At 66.2% G+C, this 16,774-nt stretch carries 15 protein-coding genes; 11 read left to right on the forward strand and 4 right to left on the reverse strand.

The features are described from left to right. The first annotated feature begins 31 nt into the window (after positions 1-31). On the forward strand, positions 32-1,282 hold the full coding sequence (locus tag P12x_RS23565) for a DUF4832 domain-containing protein (protein ID WP_435007408.1): 1,251 nt from the start codon (positions 32-34) through the stop codon (positions 1,280-1,282). Between the two features lie 100 nt (positions 1,283-1,382). On the opposite strand, the gene P12x_RS23570 is transcribed toward P12x_RS23565, so the two are convergent. The 3 genes from P12x_RS23570 to P12x_RS23580 form a co-directional block, all read right to left on the reverse strand. Next, a complete protein-coding gene (locus P12x_RS23570; protein WP_435007410.1) occupies positions 1,383-2,021 on the reverse strand; it encodes a septation protein SpoVG family protein in 639 nt (212 codons plus the stop codon). A 34-nt stretch (positions 2,022-2,055) separates the two neighbouring features. Further along, on the reverse strand, positions 2,056-3,006 hold the full coding sequence (ispE, locus tag P12x_RS23575) for a 4-(cytidine 5'-diphospho)-2-C-methyl-D-erythritol kinase (protein WP_435007412.1): 951 nt from the start codon (positions 3,004-3,006) through the stop codon (positions 2,056-2,058). A gap of 260 nt (positions 3,007-3,266) precedes the next feature. Then, positions 3,267-3,851, reverse strand: coding sequence for a tetratricopeptide repeat protein (locus P12x_RS23580; protein ID WP_435007414.1), 585 nt, complete (start codon positions 3,849-3,851; stop codon positions 3,267-3,269). 462 nt (positions 3,852-4,313) lie between these two features. Between P12x_RS23580 and P12x_RS23585 the strand changes: the two genes are divergently transcribed. The 8 genes from P12x_RS23585 (at position 4,314) to P12x_RS23620 (ending at position 12,916) form a co-directional block, all read left to right on the forward strand. Then, positions 4,314-5,078 (forward strand): SPFH domain-containing protein, encoded by a 765-nt coding sequence (locus P12x_RS23585; protein WP_435007416.1) that lies wholly within the window; start codon positions 4,314-4,316, stop codon positions 5,076-5,078. 210 nt (positions 5,079-5,288) lie between these two features. Continuing rightward, positions 5,289-6,800, forward strand: coding sequence for a serine/threonine-protein kinase (locus P12x_RS23590; protein ID WP_435007417.1), 1,512 nt, complete (start codon positions 5,289-5,291; stop codon positions 6,798-6,800). 123 nt (positions 6,801-6,923) lie between these two features. Further along, on the forward strand, positions 6,924-8,225 hold the full coding sequence (locus P12x_RS23595; protein ID WP_435011717.1) for a sensor histidine kinase: 1,302 nt from the start codon (positions 6,924-6,926) through the stop codon (positions 8,223-8,225). A 118-nt stretch (positions 8,226-8,343) separates the two neighbouring features. Then, complete coding sequence (locus tag P12x_RS23600) at positions 8,344-9,306, forward strand: PstS family phosphate ABC transporter substrate-binding protein (RefSeq protein ID WP_435007418.1); 963 nt, start codon at positions 8,344-8,346, stop codon at positions 9,304-9,306. Between the two features lie 54 nt (positions 9,307-9,360). Further along, a complete protein-coding gene (gene pstC / locus P12x_RS23605) occupies positions 9,361-10,323 on the forward strand; it encodes a phosphate ABC transporter permease subunit PstC (protein ID WP_435007419.1) in 963 nt (320 codons plus the stop codon). Continuing rightward, entirely contained in the window at positions 10,320-11,246 is a 927-nt protein-coding gene (gene pstA / locus P12x_RS23610; protein ID WP_435007420.1) for a phosphate ABC transporter permease PstA, read from the forward strand. The genes pstC and pstA overlap by 4 nt, the downstream gene beginning before the upstream one ends. A gap of 7 nt (positions 11,247-11,253) precedes the next feature. Next, positions 11,254-12,087, forward strand: a complete 834-nt coding sequence (gene pstB / locus P12x_RS23615) for a phosphate ABC transporter ATP-binding protein PstB (RefSeq protein ID WP_435007422.1) — start codon at positions 11,254-11,256, stop codon at positions 12,085-12,087. Between the two features lie 121 nt (positions 12,088-12,208). Continuing rightward, complete coding sequence (locus tag P12x_RS23620) at positions 12,209-12,916, forward strand: response regulator (protein WP_435007423.1); 708 nt, start codon at positions 12,209-12,211, stop codon at positions 12,914-12,916. On the opposite strand, the gene P12x_RS23625 is transcribed toward P12x_RS23620, so the two are convergent. Next, on the reverse strand, positions 12,855-13,124 hold the full coding sequence (locus P12x_RS23625) for a carbon storage regulator (protein ID WP_435007425.1): 270 nt from the start codon (positions 13,122-13,124) through the stop codon (positions 12,855-12,857). The two genes, P12x_RS23620 and P12x_RS23625, sit on opposite strands and share 62 nt — an antisense overlap. 333 nt (positions 13,125-13,457) lie before the next feature. On the opposite strand from P12x_RS23625, the gene trxB reads away from it, so the two are divergent. Beyond that, positions 13,458-14,480 (forward strand): thioredoxin-disulfide reductase, encoded by a 1,023-nt coding sequence (gene trxB, locus P12x_RS23630; RefSeq protein ID WP_435007427.1) that lies wholly within the window; start codon positions 13,458-13,460, stop codon positions 14,478-14,480. A gap of 140 nt (positions 14,481-14,620) precedes the next feature. Continuing rightward, positions 14,621-16,681, forward strand: a complete 2,061-nt coding sequence (gene ftsH, locus P12x_RS23635) for an ATP-dependent zinc metalloprotease FtsH (protein WP_435007428.1) — start codon at positions 14,621-14,623, stop codon at positions 16,679-16,681. Positions 16,682-16,774 lie beyond the last annotated feature (93 nt).

Genomic DNA, 16,774 nt, shown 5'->3' on the forward strand with positions numbered 1-16,774 from the left:
ATGGACGCACCCCTTTCGCCGAAGGATGACGATGCGCACCGTCTACTGGACTTCGAAACTAGTAACCTTATGGGTCGGAATCACTTCGGCGACTTTCGCCGAGGACGACCTCCGACCGATCCCCTTGAAATCGAAGATCGAGCAGGTTCAGCCGATGACGGGGATCGTCCTCTGGGCGACCAACGGGGCAGCTCGGACCGCGCCGATCCAGCTTGAATACAGCTACCTCACCTACGACCAGGTGGTTCGCGCGAAGGGGGAGTACGACTGGACCCCGGTCGAGAAGCTGCTCGATGCGATCGCCGGTCGGAAGCATCAGGCGGTCCTCCGCTGGCATGACACCTACGTCGGCAAGGCGTCCGGAGTTCCCGGCTACATCCGGGCACTCCCCGACTACCGAGGGTTCGAAGCCGACAGCGAGAAGAAGCGAACGGGGTTCCCCGACTGGTCGCATCCGGAATTGCGCCGCTTCGCTCTGGAATTCTTCGATCGCTTCGCCGAGAAATTCGATCGAGATCCTCGGCTGGCGTTCCTAGAGGTGGGATTCGGCCTCTGGTCCGAATACCACATTTACGACGGCCCGATGGAGCTGGGCAAGACCTTCCCGAGTCTCGAATTCCAGCGCGAGTTCGCCCTCAGGCTGGGCGAGAAGTTCCGCCAGACCCCCTGGATGGTCTCGGTCGACGCCGCCAGCAACTGGTCCCCGTTCGCGACCGATGATCGGCTGCTCGCCCTTCCCTTCGGCCTGTTCGACGATTCGTTCAATCACGCTCGCCATGCCGAGGTGAACGAGCCGAACTGGAATAAGCTGGGGCGAGATCGCTGGAAAGTTGCACCCACCGGGGGTGAGTTCAGCTTCTACGAGCCGAAAGACCAGCGAGAGGCGCTCTCGGCGACGGGGCCTCACGGCGTGGAGTTCTCACGCCATGCCGAGACGTTCCACATCTCCTTCATGATCGGCGACGGTCAGCCACGCTACCAGAAGCCGGAGCGGATCCGCGAGGCCGGGCAAGCATGCGGTTACCGGTTCCGCGTCACCCGGTTCGAGGCCTCGGCGAGTCGGTCCGAGGTTACGATGGAGAACGTGGGCATCGCACCCATCTATCACGACGCCTTCCCGACGGTGAACGGGCGTCGATCGGAAGACTCGCTCAAGGGGCTGTTGCCGAGGGAGTCGCGGGTCTTCCGGGTCGCGTCGGGCGGCCCCTCGCCCGCTCTGAGCATCGAGTCCGACCGCCTGGTTCCGGGACAGCGGATCGAGTTCGAGGCCGATTTGCCCTGAGGAAGTTCAGTCGTGAATTCCATTTGGCCTGGGCAAAACGACAACGGCCACGCCACCCCTTGGGGCGACGTGGCCGTCGATCGATGATCGGTCGGGTGGCTCAGAGGCCGCCGCCGAAGCCTTGCGAGGTCTCGCGCTGATCGGAGACGACGCCCTCGGCGGGAGTCTCCTTGCGGGGGGAGATGTGCGGGCCTCGGAGGCCTCCCCGGCTGTGCTGGGTGTGGCCTCGGAGCGGGCCTCGGCGGAGCGGGGGCTCGTTGCCGGCGGAGCCGACGGGCTCGGGGATCGGGGCACCCATCGGGATGTCGAACTCGCCGCCGTCGAGGTCGTCGTACCGGGAGACGTAGCCCGGGAGCTTCGACCGCTCCAGCTCGTCGGCGTAGGAGGCGAGCACGGCGCCCTGGATCTTCTCGCGGCACATCGAGTTGATCGGGTGGGCGATGTCGGCGTGGAGCTTGGCCCGGCCGTCGGCGTCGCGGATGGCCCGGTTCTCGTCGAGTCGGCTGCCGCACTGGTTGCAGAAGCGGCTCCGGAGGTGGTTCTTCGTCCCGCAATGGCCGCATCGGTCGGTCAGCTTGCGGGAGGGCATGGCCACGAAGAAGCCCTTGGCCCCCTCGATGATCTTCAGATCACGGATGACGAACATGTCGTCGAACGTGATGCTGCAGAAGGCCTGCAGCCGCTCGTTGCTGCCCGAGTTGTCTTCCATGAGCTTGATGCGAACTTCGGTGATTTCCACAGCCAGTACTCCTTTACGTGGCGTTCTCTGTTGCTCAAGGCCCGCAGGTCACGACCCGGACCCGTCCCAGTCCGAGTTCTCCGAGACGACGAGCGGCATCCTCCGCCGCATCGCGGTCGCGGGCCAGGCCGAAGTAGGCCGAGCCGCTCCCGCTCATCAGGTGCCCATCCAGCGACGGGCCGAGATTGACCAGCGCCTCCCCGACCGCCCCGAGGGACGGCTCCAGGGATTCCGCGACCGGCTGGAGCCGGTTGAAGAGACTCCGCCCCAGGCTCGGGATGTCGCCCGAGTCCAGGGCCTCCAGGACCGCCCCGATCGGCCGAGGCCGTTCGGGCGGAATCAGGTTCCGATAGACTGCCGCGGTCGAGACCCCGACCGGCGGGCAGATCAGCACAATATGTAAGGGAACGGGCAAGGCCCGGGATTCGACGATCTCCCCCCTCCCCCGGCAGACGGCGCAGGGGCCTTGCCGGAAGAAGGCGACGTCGCTGCCGATGGTCGCCGCCAGCTCATCGAGCATGGCCGGCGAGGCCCCCAGGTCCCAGAGTCGGTCGAGCCCGATCAGCGTGGCCGCCGCGTCGGACGATCCGCCGGCCAGCCCGGCCTGCGCCGGGATCGCCTTGCGGAGTGTGATTCGTGCCCCTCGGGTCACGCCGGCCTCGGCCCTCAGCCGCTCGGCCGCCATGACCACCAGGTTGTCCGGGCCGGTGGAAAGGGCCGGGTCGTCGCAGGTCAGGTGGATCTGGCCCGACGGGTCGTCGGCGAACGTGAGCGTGTCGCGTAGGTCGGTCGCGACCATCAGCGACTCCAGCTCGTGGTAGCCGTCGGGGCGTCGGCCCAGGATCTCCAGGAAGAGGTTGAGCTTCGCCGGGGCCTGGACTTCCAGGCCACCTTCGATCGACCGGACGATCATGGGATCGAAACCCGACGGGACGCCCGCGGGGAGCGATGGCGAAGCCAGGGCGGTGGAGGAGTGGTATCGCACCGGGAACTCATCATCTCGTCCTGAGTTACGCGAGGCCCGACGCCCTGTTTCGGGGCCGGGCCGGGGGCGATTCCGTTCGCTCCGTGCCCTGTGCGGGGGACATTATCTCGATCACCAAATCCTCGCAAGGCGAAATCATCCTAAAGTCGAAATGCCCGTCCAACCGACGACGGCACGGGGCGAACTGGGATCGGTTAAATGGCAAGAGCCCGGCAAGCCTCGGCTTTTTCAGACGACCTCACGTCCCGATCAGGCCGGGATCATCCCGGACGACGCGGGGCCACCGGCCGGGACCAACCCGCCAGCCTTCGCTTGAGGTCCCCGGCGAGGTCGGCGGCCCCGAGAGCCTCGTGGCAGGCGATCAGCCCTTCGGTCGCCTCATAGAGAGGACGGTTCGAAGGGTGCTCCCTGGGAAGCCGGCCGCCGAAGCCGCCGGGCAAGGCCCGCTCGGCCAGCTCGAACGCGTAGCCGAAATGCCCCCGAGCGAGGGTCGGGTCCTTGAAATCCTCCAGGGCGATCCGCCCCAGGGCGACGTGGACCCAGATATTATCCCCGCAGCCCTGGAGGGCGAACCGCAGGGCATCTCGGGCGGCCTCGGGATCTCCGGCCTTCCGGAGTTCGATCCCTTCCTCGTAGTCGAGCTCCATCTCGCGGACGCATTTCGGGTGGATCAGGACGAAGTCGTCGCCGCCCAGCCGCTTCAGTCCCAGCCCACCCCGTCGGGAGGCTCCCCCCTTGGCACCCGCGGCCCCTGGTCGACGACCGGGAGCCGTCGGTCTTCCCCCCCTCCCTTTGGCGGGGGGCCGATTTTCGCCACGATTACCGCCGCCGCCTCGTTCGATCATCGCCCGTTTCCCGCCCGGACCAGCCCAGGTTGCTCCCTTCGCCATCAATAAGGTATCAGGATAACTTCCCGGACGGGGCTTGACGACCCTCCGAAGCGAGGATTTCGCGGCCGGGCGGCGAGTCCCGCCCGGTCGCCCTTCCCCGATCGTCGGCCCCATCGCCTCCGGGCTTCGAGGAGGTCCGGCAATCGCGTCCGGCGCCGCCTTGAAAGACGAGCCCGGCGGCAGATCTTGACGCTTGCCGGGAGGCTCGCCGCCGCGATACACTCCTCCGGCACCTACGATCGCTCGCGACGAGCCAGAGCTTCCGCCCCGTCGGCCTCACCTCTCGGTCCTCGATGATATCGACGAGATCAAGGATCGCGGGACTCACCCCCGCCCCGTCCGAGATCCCGGGAACATCGACCGCCGAACCCGGGGCCTGAACTCGTCGCGTGGGTCCTCTCTGGAAAGGATTTCCTCATGAGTCGGCACCTCACGATTATCATCAAAGAAACGCATCGCGGCCTCCTCTACGAGAACGGCGTTCTCCGCGAGATCTTGCCGGCCGGCTGCCACCGGATCCCCCGAGCCCCTTCCTTTTTGATGCGGATGTTCGGGGCTTGTTCGCCCCAGGTCGAGGTCAGCTTGATGGACGTCCGCGGGCGCGACCTGACGGTCGTCGTCCGGGACCTCCTGACGGCGGACTGTGCCACGATCTCGGCCAGCTTCGTCGTCCATTATCGGGTCGCCGATCCCCGGGCGGCGGCCCTTGAGTCCCGGAATTTCGAAGAGCGACTGCTCGTCGAGGCGCAGACCTCGGCCCGACGGACCCTCCGAAGCTTGAGCCTGGGGGAGATCATTGATGGCCGCGACGAGATCGGCGAGGAGCTCCACCGACTGGTCGGGGAATCGGCGGCCAGCTTTGGGCTGGAGGTCTCGGCCCTCGACTTCAAGGACCTCGCACTCCCCCTCGAAGTTCGCGATGCCCTGAATCGGGCCGCGTGTGCCAGTCGACTCAGGAGCGGCGATGTCGATGAAGCCGACCGTCTCGAAGAGGCGGAATTCGGCCTCGGCGACCGGGATTCGGCCGTCCAGGAAACGGAGTTGCGCCTCGCCCGGATGACGTTCGATCCCCGGAACGATCCGAGCGACGAGGTGGGACCCTTCCGGCTCCAGGGCCTCGAACAGCAAGCGGGAGCCCCGCTCCCCATCGAGGCCGAGAGCCTACTTCGATTCCGCTCCTGATCTCTCGCCGCGACCCTCCGCGAGTCGGGCTCGCCCGCACCGCAGGTGGGTCCGACGATTGTTGGCCCTCGGTTCTAAATGGCCACCGCTCATCCTGCGCGTGCATCCGGTTCCATGCACTCCCTTTTTTGACAACCGCTGGCTCTGACCTAGGCTTGTCGAGGGCATTCCAGCTCGGGCCCCTCGATTGAGTACCAGGGAGCGGCACCCATGCGTCCACCAGTCCGGACGGTCTGCTACTCTTGCCTCCAGAGCCTCGAATTATCGAGCCGAGAGGACAAGGAGACGCCGGTGACCTGCCCTTTCTGCGGAGTCAGGAGCGACCGAGCCCGGTTCGATCCGGACACGACCCCGCTCGATCGCTCGAGCGTGCCGACTCCCCCCCCGGAGTCCGAGCCGTCGACGTTCCAGGACGGCGGCGCTTTCGTTTCTAGATCCTGCCGGATCAGTCGCTTCGAGATCCTCCAGCCCCTCGGCGAGGGGGGATATGGCCAGGTCTACCGGGCCTACGACCCTCACCTCGACCGGGATGTCGCGTTGAAGGTCCTCAAGGAGAACCGCCTGGGCGAAAAGGCGATGGAGCGTTTCTATCGCGAGGCCCGGGCGGCCGCGAGGCTGGACCATCCCAACATCGTCGGGCTCCATGACGCCGGCTGCGACGGGGGCCGCTGCTGGATCGCCTATCAGCTCGTCTCGGGCCGGACCCTGTCGATGGTCCGCGACCTGAATCCCCCCACCGTCGAGCAGGCGGTCCGGATCGTCCGCGACCTGGCACTGGCCCTCGAACATGCCCACGGTCGGGGGGTCTATCACCGCGACCTGAAGCCGGCGAATGTCCTGATCGACGACACCGGACGAGCCCGGCTGACCGACTTCGGGCTGGCTCGCCGGGATGACATCGACTCCGACCTGACCCGCGAGGGGACGGTGCTGGGGACCCCGAACTACATGAGCCCCGAGGCCGCCGCCGGCCGGGCACACCAGGCCGATGCCCGGAGCGACGTCTACAGCCTGGGCGTCATCCTCTATGAGTTGCTCTGCGGTCGGCGTCCCGCCCAACTTCCCAGCAACGCCCCGCTCTGGAAGGCCTATCGGCAGGATACCCCGCCGTCACCCAGCTCGGTCGACCGGACCATTTCCTCGACCCTCGATCGGGTCTGCATGAAGGCGCTGGCACTCCGCCCCGAGGATCGATATCCGTCCGCGTTGGCCCTGGCCGATGCCCTCGCCGGCTGCATCCCCACGCGACCGGCCGCCCGGCGAAAGCCTCGAGATTCTCGGGCCAGGGCGATCGTCATCGTCCTGGCCGTCGCCGGTTCGATCCTCGGCCTCGCGCTCGGGATCGCCGCCCGTCGAGGAGACCCGGCCCTCGAAGTCACCCTTTCGACCCGGCCCGACGTCGCCCAGATCCCCAAAACCGAACCCGCACAAAGCCCCCAGGAGAGCGAGTCTCTCCTCGGCAAGGTGGATCGCCGAGTGGCCAGGCCATCCAACCCGGCCAGTTCCCCGGATGATCTGATGGACGAGCCGGCCGTGAGGACCCGGAGCAGTAGCGACTTGATCTTCCACCTGAAGACCTGCCAGCACACCCGCCACAAGGATCCCGCGAAGCTGATCGAACTCGGCACGGTCCGCGAGGCATTCGCCGCCCACTATAGCGCGTGCCGCTCCTGTCTCTCGAAGCTTCCCCGGACCCTCGAAAGCGAGACTCCTCCTTCTTGACCGGCCGGCCCCTTCGTCGCTCGTGCTTGACCAGGCGGGGCCGAACTTCAATACTGTGGGACCGGATCGATGGTCTCCCGGCGCGAGACCCGGCCGGTCCAGGCATCGAAGGGCTCTCGCTTGATGGGCGGATGGGGCTGGGAAATTCCCGGGGCGATCGTCGTCTTCGTCGCGACGCTGCTGGCAATCCGGGCTATCCTTCGCGGCCTATCGGTCATCCGTGAGATCGATCGTGGGCTGAACGCCCTGAGCGAACGGCGGCCGATCCGCCTTTCGAGGCACCGGTTCGCCGGGCCTCTGGGCCGCCTGGCACGGAACTTCGAATCCGTCGGGCCCGCGACCCAGGAGCGGCTCGGTCGGCTCGAACGCGAGGTGGAACAGCTCCGGGTGGTCCTGGGAGGGATGGCCGAGGGGGTCATCGCGATCGACTCCCGTCGCCGCCTCCTCTTCGCCAACAAGAGCGCCGACGACCTCTTCGGCCTGGGCCCACTGGCCGTGGGGCGGCTCGTCCCCGAGTTGATCCGAAGCCCTCAGATCCAGGCGGCGGTCGACACCACCCTCACGAGCCCGGTGCCCTACCGGGGAGAGATCGTCCTTCCCGGCCGGGAGGTTCTCCCCCGGTCGATCCCCAAGGTCCTTGCGATTCACGGATCGCTCCTGCCGGGCTCGTTCCCTTCGGGTGCGGTCCTGGTGTTCCACGACGTGACCGAACTCCGCCGCCTCGAACGGATGAGGCAGGACTTCGTGGCGAACGTCTCGCACGAGCTGAAGACCCCCCTGGCCTCGATCAAGGCCTACACCGAGACTCTCCTGGACTGGGCCCTCCACGATGAAGAGGTCAATGTCCGGTTCCTGAACCGGATCGAGGAGCAGGCCGACCGGCTCAATCAGCTGATCCTCGACCTGCTCAGCCTGGCCCGGCTCGAATCGGGGCACGAGACCTTCCAACATGGCCCGCTGGCGGTCTCGGCCGTGGTCGAGTCGTGCGTCGAGACCCACCGAGGCCGAGCGGTGTCGAAGGAACTGGAACTCCATCTCGACCTCGGCTCGATCGACGAGGCCACCCTGGTCCTGGCCGACGAAGAGGCCGTCCACCAGATCCTCGACAATCTCATCGACAATGCGATCAAATACACCCCCGAAGGGGGGTGGATCCGCGTGGTCTGTCGGCCCACCGATCAGGCCGTCTCGATCGACGTGGCGGACTCCGGGATCGGGATCCCCCGAGATGACCTCCCGCGAGTGTTCGAACGCTTCTACCGGGTCGACAAGGCCCGGAGTCGCGAGATGGGCGGGACCGGCCTGGGCCTCTCGATTGTCAAACACCTGATCCAGTCGATCGGGGGCGAGATCGCCGTCGATAGCCGGGTCGGCGAGGGGACCAGATTCACCGTCCAGTTGCCGAGATATCGCCCCGTGACCTGAGATCTGCCGGAATCCTCGACGACTTCACAAAATCGTCATGAAGTCCTGGTAGATTATCTGGTTCGTCCGTCGGCGAACCCGATCGGGGCGGACTCTCCCTCCGAAGACCGAGGCCATCATGTTCAAGACTCGACCGGAACGCCGTCGCTCGCGACACCTCTGGATGCTGGCCCTGTCCGCCACCCTGACCCTGGGCGGTTGCGGCGGGGGTGAGGCTTCGAAGGAAGGTTCGGGCGAATCGGGGACCGTGGTCGTCGACGGTTCCAGCACCGTCTACCGGATCAGCACGGCGGCCCAGGAAGGCTTCGCGAAGGTGGACGGCGACGTCCAGGTCGTCGTCGGGAACTCGGGGACCGGGGGCGGGTTCACCAAGTACCTGCGGGATGAGGTGGATATCGTCGATGCCTCTCGATCCGCCAAGCCCGAGGAAGAGGCCAAGGCCAGGTCGCAAGGCCTGGACTGGTTCAAGTTTATCGTCGGTTACGACGGGATCACCGTGGTCGTCAATCCGAAGAATGATTTCGTCAAGGAACTGACGGTCGATCAGCTCAAGAAGCTCTGGGAACCCGACAGCCAGGTCAAGACCTGGAAAGACCTCGACCCCTCCTGGCCCGATCGCGAGATCAAACTCTACTCGCCTGACGACAAGTCGGGGACTTTCGAGTTCTTCACCGAGGCGGTCGTGGGCAAGGCCCGAAGCCAGCGGAAGGACGTCCAGGCCAGCTCCGACGACAACATCCTGGTCCGGGGCGTGGCCGGTGACACCGACGGGCTCGGCTATTTCGGTTACGCCTACTTCAAGGAATACTCGGAAACACTCCGCGCCGTGCCGATCAAGAAGGATCAGGAGAGCCCGGCCGTCATGCCGAGCCCGGAAACGATCCTTTCCAAGGAATATACCCCACTCTCTCGACCCCTCTTCCTCTACGTGAAGAAGAAGTCGTACCGACGTCCCGCCGTGGCGGCCTTCATCAAGTACTATCTCGCCAACATCGGCGAACTGGCCACCGAAGCGAAGTATGTCCCGCCGACCGCCACGGACATCCAGACCAATGAAGCCGAAGTGAAGCCCGCCTCCTGATCCCGGTCCCCTGCCGGTTCCGACTCGTCCCTCTCTCCGGGGAGTTAGCGACCCTTGTCCACCCCGCTCGTGAACGAACGGCCCGACGCCACCCGCACCCCATGGGCGGGGCCGTCGCCGTTTCGCGTGGTCGAGGAGCTCGGGATCGGGGCCTTTTTCTTCGCGTGCGCGGCGATCACGGTCCTGACGACGGTCGGGATCGTCGTGGTCCTGGGAGTCGAGACCTTCCAGTTCTTCCGAGTCTCGGGCGAGTCCCCCCTGGGATTCCTGACCGGGACCGACCTCGAACCGGAGGCGATCCCGCCCCGGTTCGGGATCCTGCCCCTGATCTGGGGGACGATGGTGGTCGCCGTCGGTTCGTCGATCATCGCCCTGCCGATCGGGCTGCTCAGCGCGATCTTCCTGAGCGAGTATGCCCCGAGGCGGGTTCGTTCCATCCTCAAGCCGGTCCTGGAACTGCTGGCCGGCATCCCGACGATCGTCTACGGCTATCTGGCCCTGCTGCTGGTGACCCCCGTGATCCGCTGGATGGTTACCCCGCTGGGATTCTCGGTCGAGACCTTCAACGCCCTGAGCGCCTGCGTCGTGGTGGGGATCATGGTAATTCCGATGGTCTCTTCGCTGAGCGAGGACGTGCTTTCGGCCGTCCCTCGCGGTCTTCGGGAGGCGGGCTATGGGCTCGGGGCGACCAAGTTCGAGGTCTCGACCCGGATCGTCCTGCCCGCGGCGCTCTCGGGGGTGATCTCCTCGTTCATCCTGGCCATCAGCCGGGCCATCGGCGAGACGATGGCCGTCGTCCTGGCCGCCGGGTCCCGACCCCAGATCTCCCTCAATCTCTTGACCTCGATCGAGACCATGACCGCCTACATCGTCGGCGTGGCCAGCGGCGAGGCGGCCGAGGGCTCGGCCGAGGCCCTCTCCCTGTTCGCGGTCGGCATGACCCTCTTCTTCATCACGCTGGTCTTCAACCTGTTCTCCCTGGTCGTCTTGCGGCGTTTCCGAGAGACCTACCAATGATCTCGCAGGCCGAATCTCCGCGATACGAGCCGGATCGTCGCTCGCGACGCGTGATCGGGCCGCTCTTCGGCCTGGCCTGCCTGCTGGCCACGCTGAGCGGGGTCGTCGTGCTCGCGATCCTGCTGGGATCGGTCGTCGCGGCGGTCTACCGGAGTTCGACAGACGGCTCGATCCTCTCGACCCTCGGCCACCTGATGTCGTCGCTCCGCTCGAACAACCCGGCGAAGGCGGGCTATCGGGTGGGGATCGCCGGCACGCTCTGGCTCCTGGGCCTGGTGACGGCCATCGCGATCCCGGCCGGCGTGGGTGCGGCGGTCTTCCTGGAGGAATACGCGCCGGCGGGACGACTCCGTCGCCTGATCCAGCTGAATATCGCCAACCTGGCCGGCGTGCCGTCGATCGTCTATGGGCTCCTGGGCCTGGCGGTGTTCTATCGGGCGTTCGGATTCCGGTCGTTCGCGATGGGGCCGACCCTCCTGGTCGGGGGCCTGACTCTGAGCCTCCTGATCCTCCCGGTGATCGTGATCGCGACCCAGGAAGCCCTCCGGACCGTCCCCCTGTCGCTCCGGCAGGCGGCGATGGCGCTCGGGGCCTCGCGCTGGCAGGTCGTCCGCGACCACGTCTTGCCCTCGGCCCTGCCGGGGATCCTGACCGGGGTGATCCTGGCCCTCTCGCGAGCCATCGGCGAGACGGCCCCGTTGTTGATGGTCGGGGCGGTCGGCTCGATCCTCAGCCTCCCGAAAGGGCCATCGAGTCGGTACACCGCGCTGCCGGTCGAGATTTACAATTACGCCAAGGAGCCCGCCGTCGCGTTCCAGGGGGTCGCCGCGGGAGGTATCCTGCTCCTCCTGGCCTTGCTGCTGACCATGAACGCGACGGCCATCATCATCCGTAACCGTTCCGCCCGATCCTCCCGAGGTTGAGCCGATCATGAGCATCTCCGACGTCAAAGCACCGGTCGAGCTGGCCGGCCCGTCGGCGTCCGACCCGGTCGTCCTGGCCACCCAGGGCCTCTCGGTCTGGTATGGTGCCTCGCTGGCCCTTCGCGAGATCACGATCGAGATCCCCCGGAATCGGATCACCGCTTTGATCGGACCCTCGGGCTGCGGCAAGAGCACCTTCCTCCGCTGCTTCAACCGGATGAACGACCTGATCGCCGGGGCCCGGATGGAAGGCCGGATCACCTTCGACAACCGGGATCTCGCCGGCCCCGACGTCGACGCGGTCGCCCTCCGTCGGAGGATCGGCATGGTCTTCCAGAAGCCCAACCCGTTCCCCAAGAGCATCTATCAGAACGTCGCCTGGGGGGCGAGGATCAACGGCTATCGGGGGGATATGGACGAACTCGTCGAGAAGTCGCTCCGACGCGCGGCACTCTGGGATGAGGTGAAGGGGAAGCTCCACCGATCGGGCCTGGACCTCTCCGGTGGACAGCAGCAACGTCTCTGCATCGCCCGGACCCTGGCCGTCGAACCCGAAGTGATCCTGATGGACGAACCCTGCTCGGCGCTCGACCCGATCGCCACGGCCAAGGTCGAGAACCTCATGGACGACCTGAAGGCCGATTACACGATCGTCATCGTTACCCACAACATGCAGCAGGCCCGGCGGGTCAGCGATATGACCGCCTGCATGATGCTGGACGACTCGGTGGCCGACGGCACTCGGACCGGGATCGTCGCCGAATTCAGCCCGACCGACCAACTTTTCACCAATCCCAAGGACGCCCGGACCGAGGCGTACATCACCGGCCGGATCGGCTGACCCTTCACAATTCCGCGGCGGGACATCGCTTCTTCAACGCTTCTTCATGCCACGGTCATCAGGGCTGCTAGAATAGTAGGGGAATCTTCGAGGGTCGAGCCTCCCGAGAGACGAACCGCCCATGCCCAATCCCAAGATCCTGCTGGTGGAAGACGAGCGGTCCCTGGTCGAGGTCCTCTCCTACAACCTGGAGCGCGAGGGATTCGAGGTCCTGGTGGCCCACGACGGCCAGGACGGGCTCCGGCAGGCCCAGATCAAGCTGCCCGACCTGGTGGTCCTGGACCTGATGCTCCCGCTCAAGGGGGGACTGGAAGTCTGCCGCGAGCTGAAGCAGGGCAGCCGGACTCGCGAGATCCCGATCATCATGGTCACCGCCAAGGCCGAGGAGACCGACCAGCTGGTCGGATTCGCCACCGGGGCCGACGACTACGTGACCAAGCCCTACTCGATGAAGGTCCTGGTCCAGCGGATCAAGAAGGAACTCCGGCGTCGTCAGCTCCAGGACGAGCCGGCCTCGACGAACATCTACGAGTGCCAGGGGGTGGTGATCGATCGCCATCGCCACCGGGCCCTGTTCCAGAACGAGGAATTGATCCTGACTCCCACCGAGTTCCGACTCCTCCAGACGCTGCTCCGGCAGGCCGGGCGGGCCTTCACCCGTCACGAGCTGATGGACGCGGCGATCGGCGAGGACGCCGTGGTCCTGGAACGGACCATCGACGTCCACGTGAAGAGCCTCCGGAAGAAACTCGGGGAGGCCGCCGATCTTATCGAGACAGTCCGCGGCGTCGGATATCGATTCCGCGAGCCTCGATTGGTCGAGTCCTGAGCCCCATCGGGGCCGGGGGCGGCGATTCGGCCAGGTCTTCCCTCGGGCCGGCGTGCCGCCCGTCGAGCAACTCGGCTCGGACCACCGCGATCTCCCGAGGGGCCTCGATCCCGAGCCGGACCTGTCCCCCTTCCAGCCGGACCACGGTGACGCAAACGTTGTCACCGATGTACAGCTTTTCCATCAGCTTCCGGGTCAGCACCAGCATGTGGTTCGTCCTCGATTTGACCTCAAGTGGACCTCCTACCAACGCCCGACATGCCCTCGTCTCGTCCGGAAGCGGGCGGGTATTCATCACAATCCTAGGTCATGGGCGAGCCTCGACCGGCAATTCTGCGAAAGCCGTTGTCGAGCTTACTTAAGGTTCCCTTCGTATCGAATCGATGCGGTCGGCACCGGCTCGACGGTTTCGAGGCCGGTCGATCCCGTGCGCTTGGACAATCGGGGCGATTTCTGGCAGCATGAAGGGAACACCCACCATCCGAGGCTTGGGGGCGAGGGCGTGCCCAACTGGGGGACGCCCGGCCCGGGCGAGGGAACGATGTCGCATTCCGCAGTGATCGTGATCGGTTCGGGGTCGGCCGGGTTGACCGCCGCACTCTACGCGGCCCGCGCCAACCTGGCGCCGGTCGTCCTGGAGGGGAAGGAGCCCGGCGGCCAGTTGACCTGGACCACCGAGGTCGAGAACTTCCCCGGCTTCCCCGAAGGCGTGCTCGGCCCCGACTTGATGGAGCGGATCAAGCAGCAGGCCCAGAAGTTCGGGGCCGACTGCCGGATGGAGAAGGTGGTCAAAGTCGACCTCTCTCGACGCCCCTTTCGGGTGACGACCAATGACGACCCATACAACCTCGAAGGAAACCTGATCGAGTACACCGCCGACGCCCTGATCATCGCCAGCGGGGCCACGGCCCGGACCCTGGGGCTGCCCGACGAGATGACCTTCATGGGGTACGGCCTGGGGACCTGCGCCACCTGCGACGGGGCCCTGTACAAGGGCCGGAAGGTCGCGGTGGTCGGCGGGGGCGATACGGCGGTCGAGGAGGCCACCTTCCTGACCCGCCACGCCAGCCAGGTGACCCTGATCCACCGGCGGGACGAACTTCGGGCCTCCAAGGTCATGCAGGATCGGATCTTCAAGAACCCCAAGATCGACTACGCCTGGGATTCGGTCCCGGTGGAATACCTCGGGGAGAAGCAGGGGCACAAGAGCCTCAGCGGCGTCCGGCTTAAGTCGACCAAGGACGGCTCGACCCGCGATCTGATGGTCGACGGGCTCTTCCTGGCGATCGGCCACTCCCCCAACACCGAGGCCTTCGAGGGCCAGCTCGCGATGACGGCCGAGGGCTACCTCCTGAACCGGACCGCGCTGGCCTGGAAGGACATCGAGGCCCCCGCCGGGCTCCTCCAATCGATGGCCAACTACGGGACGGCCACCAGTGTCGAGGGGGTCTTCGCCGCCGGAGACGTGGTCGACACCCATTATCGACAGGCGATCACCGCGGCCGGATCGGGATGCGCCGCGGCCATCGATTGCGAGAAGTGGCTGGAAAGCCTCCACCATTGAGCGGTCGGCGGCCCCTGCGTCAGACGCTGACTTTTATGTCGGATTGGTCTACAATAACGATGCCAGGGATCTCCCCGAGGCTAACACCGCGGCTTTATATCCCCGCCACCGTGGTCGGGTCATTAGGGAATTAATACGTCATGGAGAGTCGACCGCCTCAGGAGCCAACGCGCCGTCCCTCGACCGGCGGGCGCAAGCCCGGTGGAACGGGCGGCTCGCCGACTCCCCCCTGGATCTGGATCTTCCTGATCGCCGTGGTGGCATTGATCACCTATGTCCTCTCGGGCAAGAACGAGACCTCGGTCAACTTCAGCCCCTGGTTCATGGAACAGGTCCACTCCGACAACATCGAATATCTGACGACCGAAGGCTTGCTGATCCACGGGAAGCTCTTCAAGGAAGCGGCCTACGCCCCCCCCGCACCGCTCCCGCCGATCAAGAATGTCTCGAAGTTCACGACCTCGTTCCCGTCCGAGGAGATGATCGCGCCGGTCATCGCCGAGTTGAAAAGCCGCCAGGCCCACGACGAGGACGGCAAGCCGAAGGTCGATAAGGAGGGCCAGCCCGTCCTCAAGAAGAACGAGCCGACCCGGATCGATCCGGTGGCCCCCCAGAATGCCAGCGGCCTGGTCTGGATGTCGCTCCTGATCCCGACCCTGGGATTCATCCTGCTGGTCTACCTGATGATGCGCCGGGCGCGTGATCAGTTCGATGGCGGGATCCTGGGCAGCTTCGTCAAGAGTCCGGCCAAGCGGCACGACAAGTCGAAGCAGCGGACCACCTTCGAAGAGGTCGCCGGGCTGGAGAACGCCAAGAGCGAGCTCCAGGAGATCGTCGAGTTCCTCAAGAACCCCGAGAAGTTCCAGAGGCTCGGCGGGCGGATCCCCAAGGGGGTCCTGCTCAACGGCCCGCCGGGGACGGGCAAGACCCTGCTGGCCCGTGCGGTCGCGGGCGAGGCCGGGGTCCCGTTCTTCTCGATCTCGGGCTCGGAGTTCATCCAGATGTTCGTCGGGGTCGGCGCCAGCCGGGTCCGCGACATGTTCAAGACCGCGAAGGAGAATAGCCCCTGCATCCTGTTCATCGACGAGATCGACGCCGTCGGCCGGGTCCGAGGCGCGGGGCTCGGCGGCGGGCATGACGAGCGCGAGCAGACGCTCAACCAGATCCTGACCGAGATGGACGGCTTCGCCCCGAATGAGAGCGTGATCGTCCTGGCCGCCACCAACCGGCCCGACGTCCTCGACCCCGCCCTGCTCCGCCCCGGCCGATTCGACCGCCACGTGACCGTCGACCGCCCGACCAAGAAGGGGCGACTCGAGATCCTCAAGGTCCACACCCGGAACATCCCGCTGGCCGAGGACGTCGACCTCGACGGGATCGCGCGGGGGACCGTCGGGATGTCGGGTGCCGACCTGGCCAACCTCGTCAACGAGGCCGCCCTGCTGGCCACCCGCGAGGACAAGGACAAGGTCGACATGGCCGATTTCGACTCGGCCCGCGACAAGGTCCTGATGGGGGCCAAACGCGAGGAGATCATCACCGAGAAGGAGAAGCGGCTGACCGCCTATCACGAGGTCGGGCACGCCCTGGTCGCCTGGCTGATCCCCGAGGCCGACCCGGTCCACAAGGTGACGATCATCCCCCGAGGGCGGGCCCTGGGCATGACCCAGTACCTCCCGGCCGAGGACCGGATGAGCTATTACGAGCGGGACATCCGGGCCATGCTCGCGGTCGCCCTGGGAGGCCGAGCCGCCGAGCGTCTGATGTTCGACGACCTCTCGGCGGGCGTCGCCGACGACCTCAAGCGGTCCACACGCCTGGCCCGGATGATGGTCGCCCAGTTCGGGATGAGCCAGCGGATCGGCCCGGTCTCGTTCCGCGATTCCGACGAGAACCCCTTCCTCGGCCGGGAGATCACCGAGACCCGCGACCACTCCGAGCACACGGCCCAGATCATCGACGAGGAGGTCGGGCGGATCCTCCGGGAGGCCGACGAGCGGGCCTACCGACTCCTGGAGGAGCACCGCGACGACCTGGAAAAACTGACCGAGGCCCTGATCGAGCGAGAGGTCCTCTCGGTCTCCGAGATCGAGGCCCTGATCGGCAAGCGTCCGGGGGGCGTCGCGGAACCCAAGGGTGACGAGATCGTGGCCTCGCTGGACAATCCGGACGAGGCGCTCCAGGCCAAGCTCCCGGGTTGATCTCGACCCGGGAGAGTTTGCCTCGACGACGGATTCTAAACCGCGAGGCCGTCTCGACCCCTGGGTCGAGACGGCCTCGCGGTGTTTTTAGCA

Source organism: Tundrisphaera lichenicola (assembly GCF_051175385.1).
Classification (GTDB): Bacteria; Planctomycetota; Planctomycetia; order Isosphaerales; family Isosphaeraceae; genus Tundrisphaera; species Tundrisphaera lichenicola.

Excerpts from the sequence above, each read along its gene's own strand:
- P12x_RS23600 (WP_435007418.1), top strand. The coding sequence starts at position 8,344 with ATGTTCAAGACTCGACCGGAACGCCGTCGCTCGCGACACCTCTGGATG.
- pstB (WP_435007422.1), top strand. The coding sequence starts at position 11,254 with ATGAGCATCTCCGACGTCAAAGCACCGGTCGAGCTGGCCGGCCCGTCG.
- P12x_RS23595 (WP_435011717.1), top strand. The coding sequence starts at position 6,924 with ATGGGCGGATGGGGCTGGGAAATTCCCGGGGCGATCGTCGTCTTCGTC.
- P12x_RS23625 (WP_435007425.1), bottom strand. The coding sequence starts at position 13,124 with ATGCTGGTGCTGACCCGGAAGCTGATGGAAAAGCTGTACATCGGTGAC.
- ftsH (WP_435007428.1), top strand. The coding sequence starts at position 14,621 with ATGGAGAGTCGACCGCCTCAGGAGCCAACGCGCCGTCCCTCGACCGGC.
- P12x_RS23580 (WP_435007414.1), bottom strand. The coding sequence starts at position 3,851 with ATGATCGAACGAGGCGGCGGCGGTAATCGTGGCGAAAATCGGCCCCCC.
- trxB (WP_435007427.1), top strand. The coding sequence starts at position 13,458 with ATGTCGCATTCCGCAGTGATCGTGATCGGTTCGGGGTCGGCCGGGTTG.
- pstA (WP_435007420.1), top strand. The coding sequence starts at position 10,320 with ATGATCTCGCAGGCCGAATCTCCGCGATACGAGCCGGATCGTCGCTCG.
- P12x_RS23565 (WP_435007408.1), top strand. The coding sequence starts at position 32 with ATGCGCACCGTCTACTGGACTTCGAAACTAGTAACCTTATGGGTCGGA.
- P12x_RS23590 (WP_435007417.1), top strand. The coding sequence starts at position 5,289 with ATGCGTCCACCAGTCCGGACGGTCTGCTACTCTTGCCTCCAGAGCCTC.
- P12x_RS23620 (WP_435007423.1), top strand. The coding sequence starts at position 12,209 with ATGCCCAATCCCAAGATCCTGCTGGTGGAAGACGAGCGGTCCCTGGTC.
- P12x_RS23585 (WP_435007416.1), top strand. The coding sequence starts at position 4,314 with ATGAGTCGGCACCTCACGATTATCATCAAAGAAACGCATCGCGGCCTC.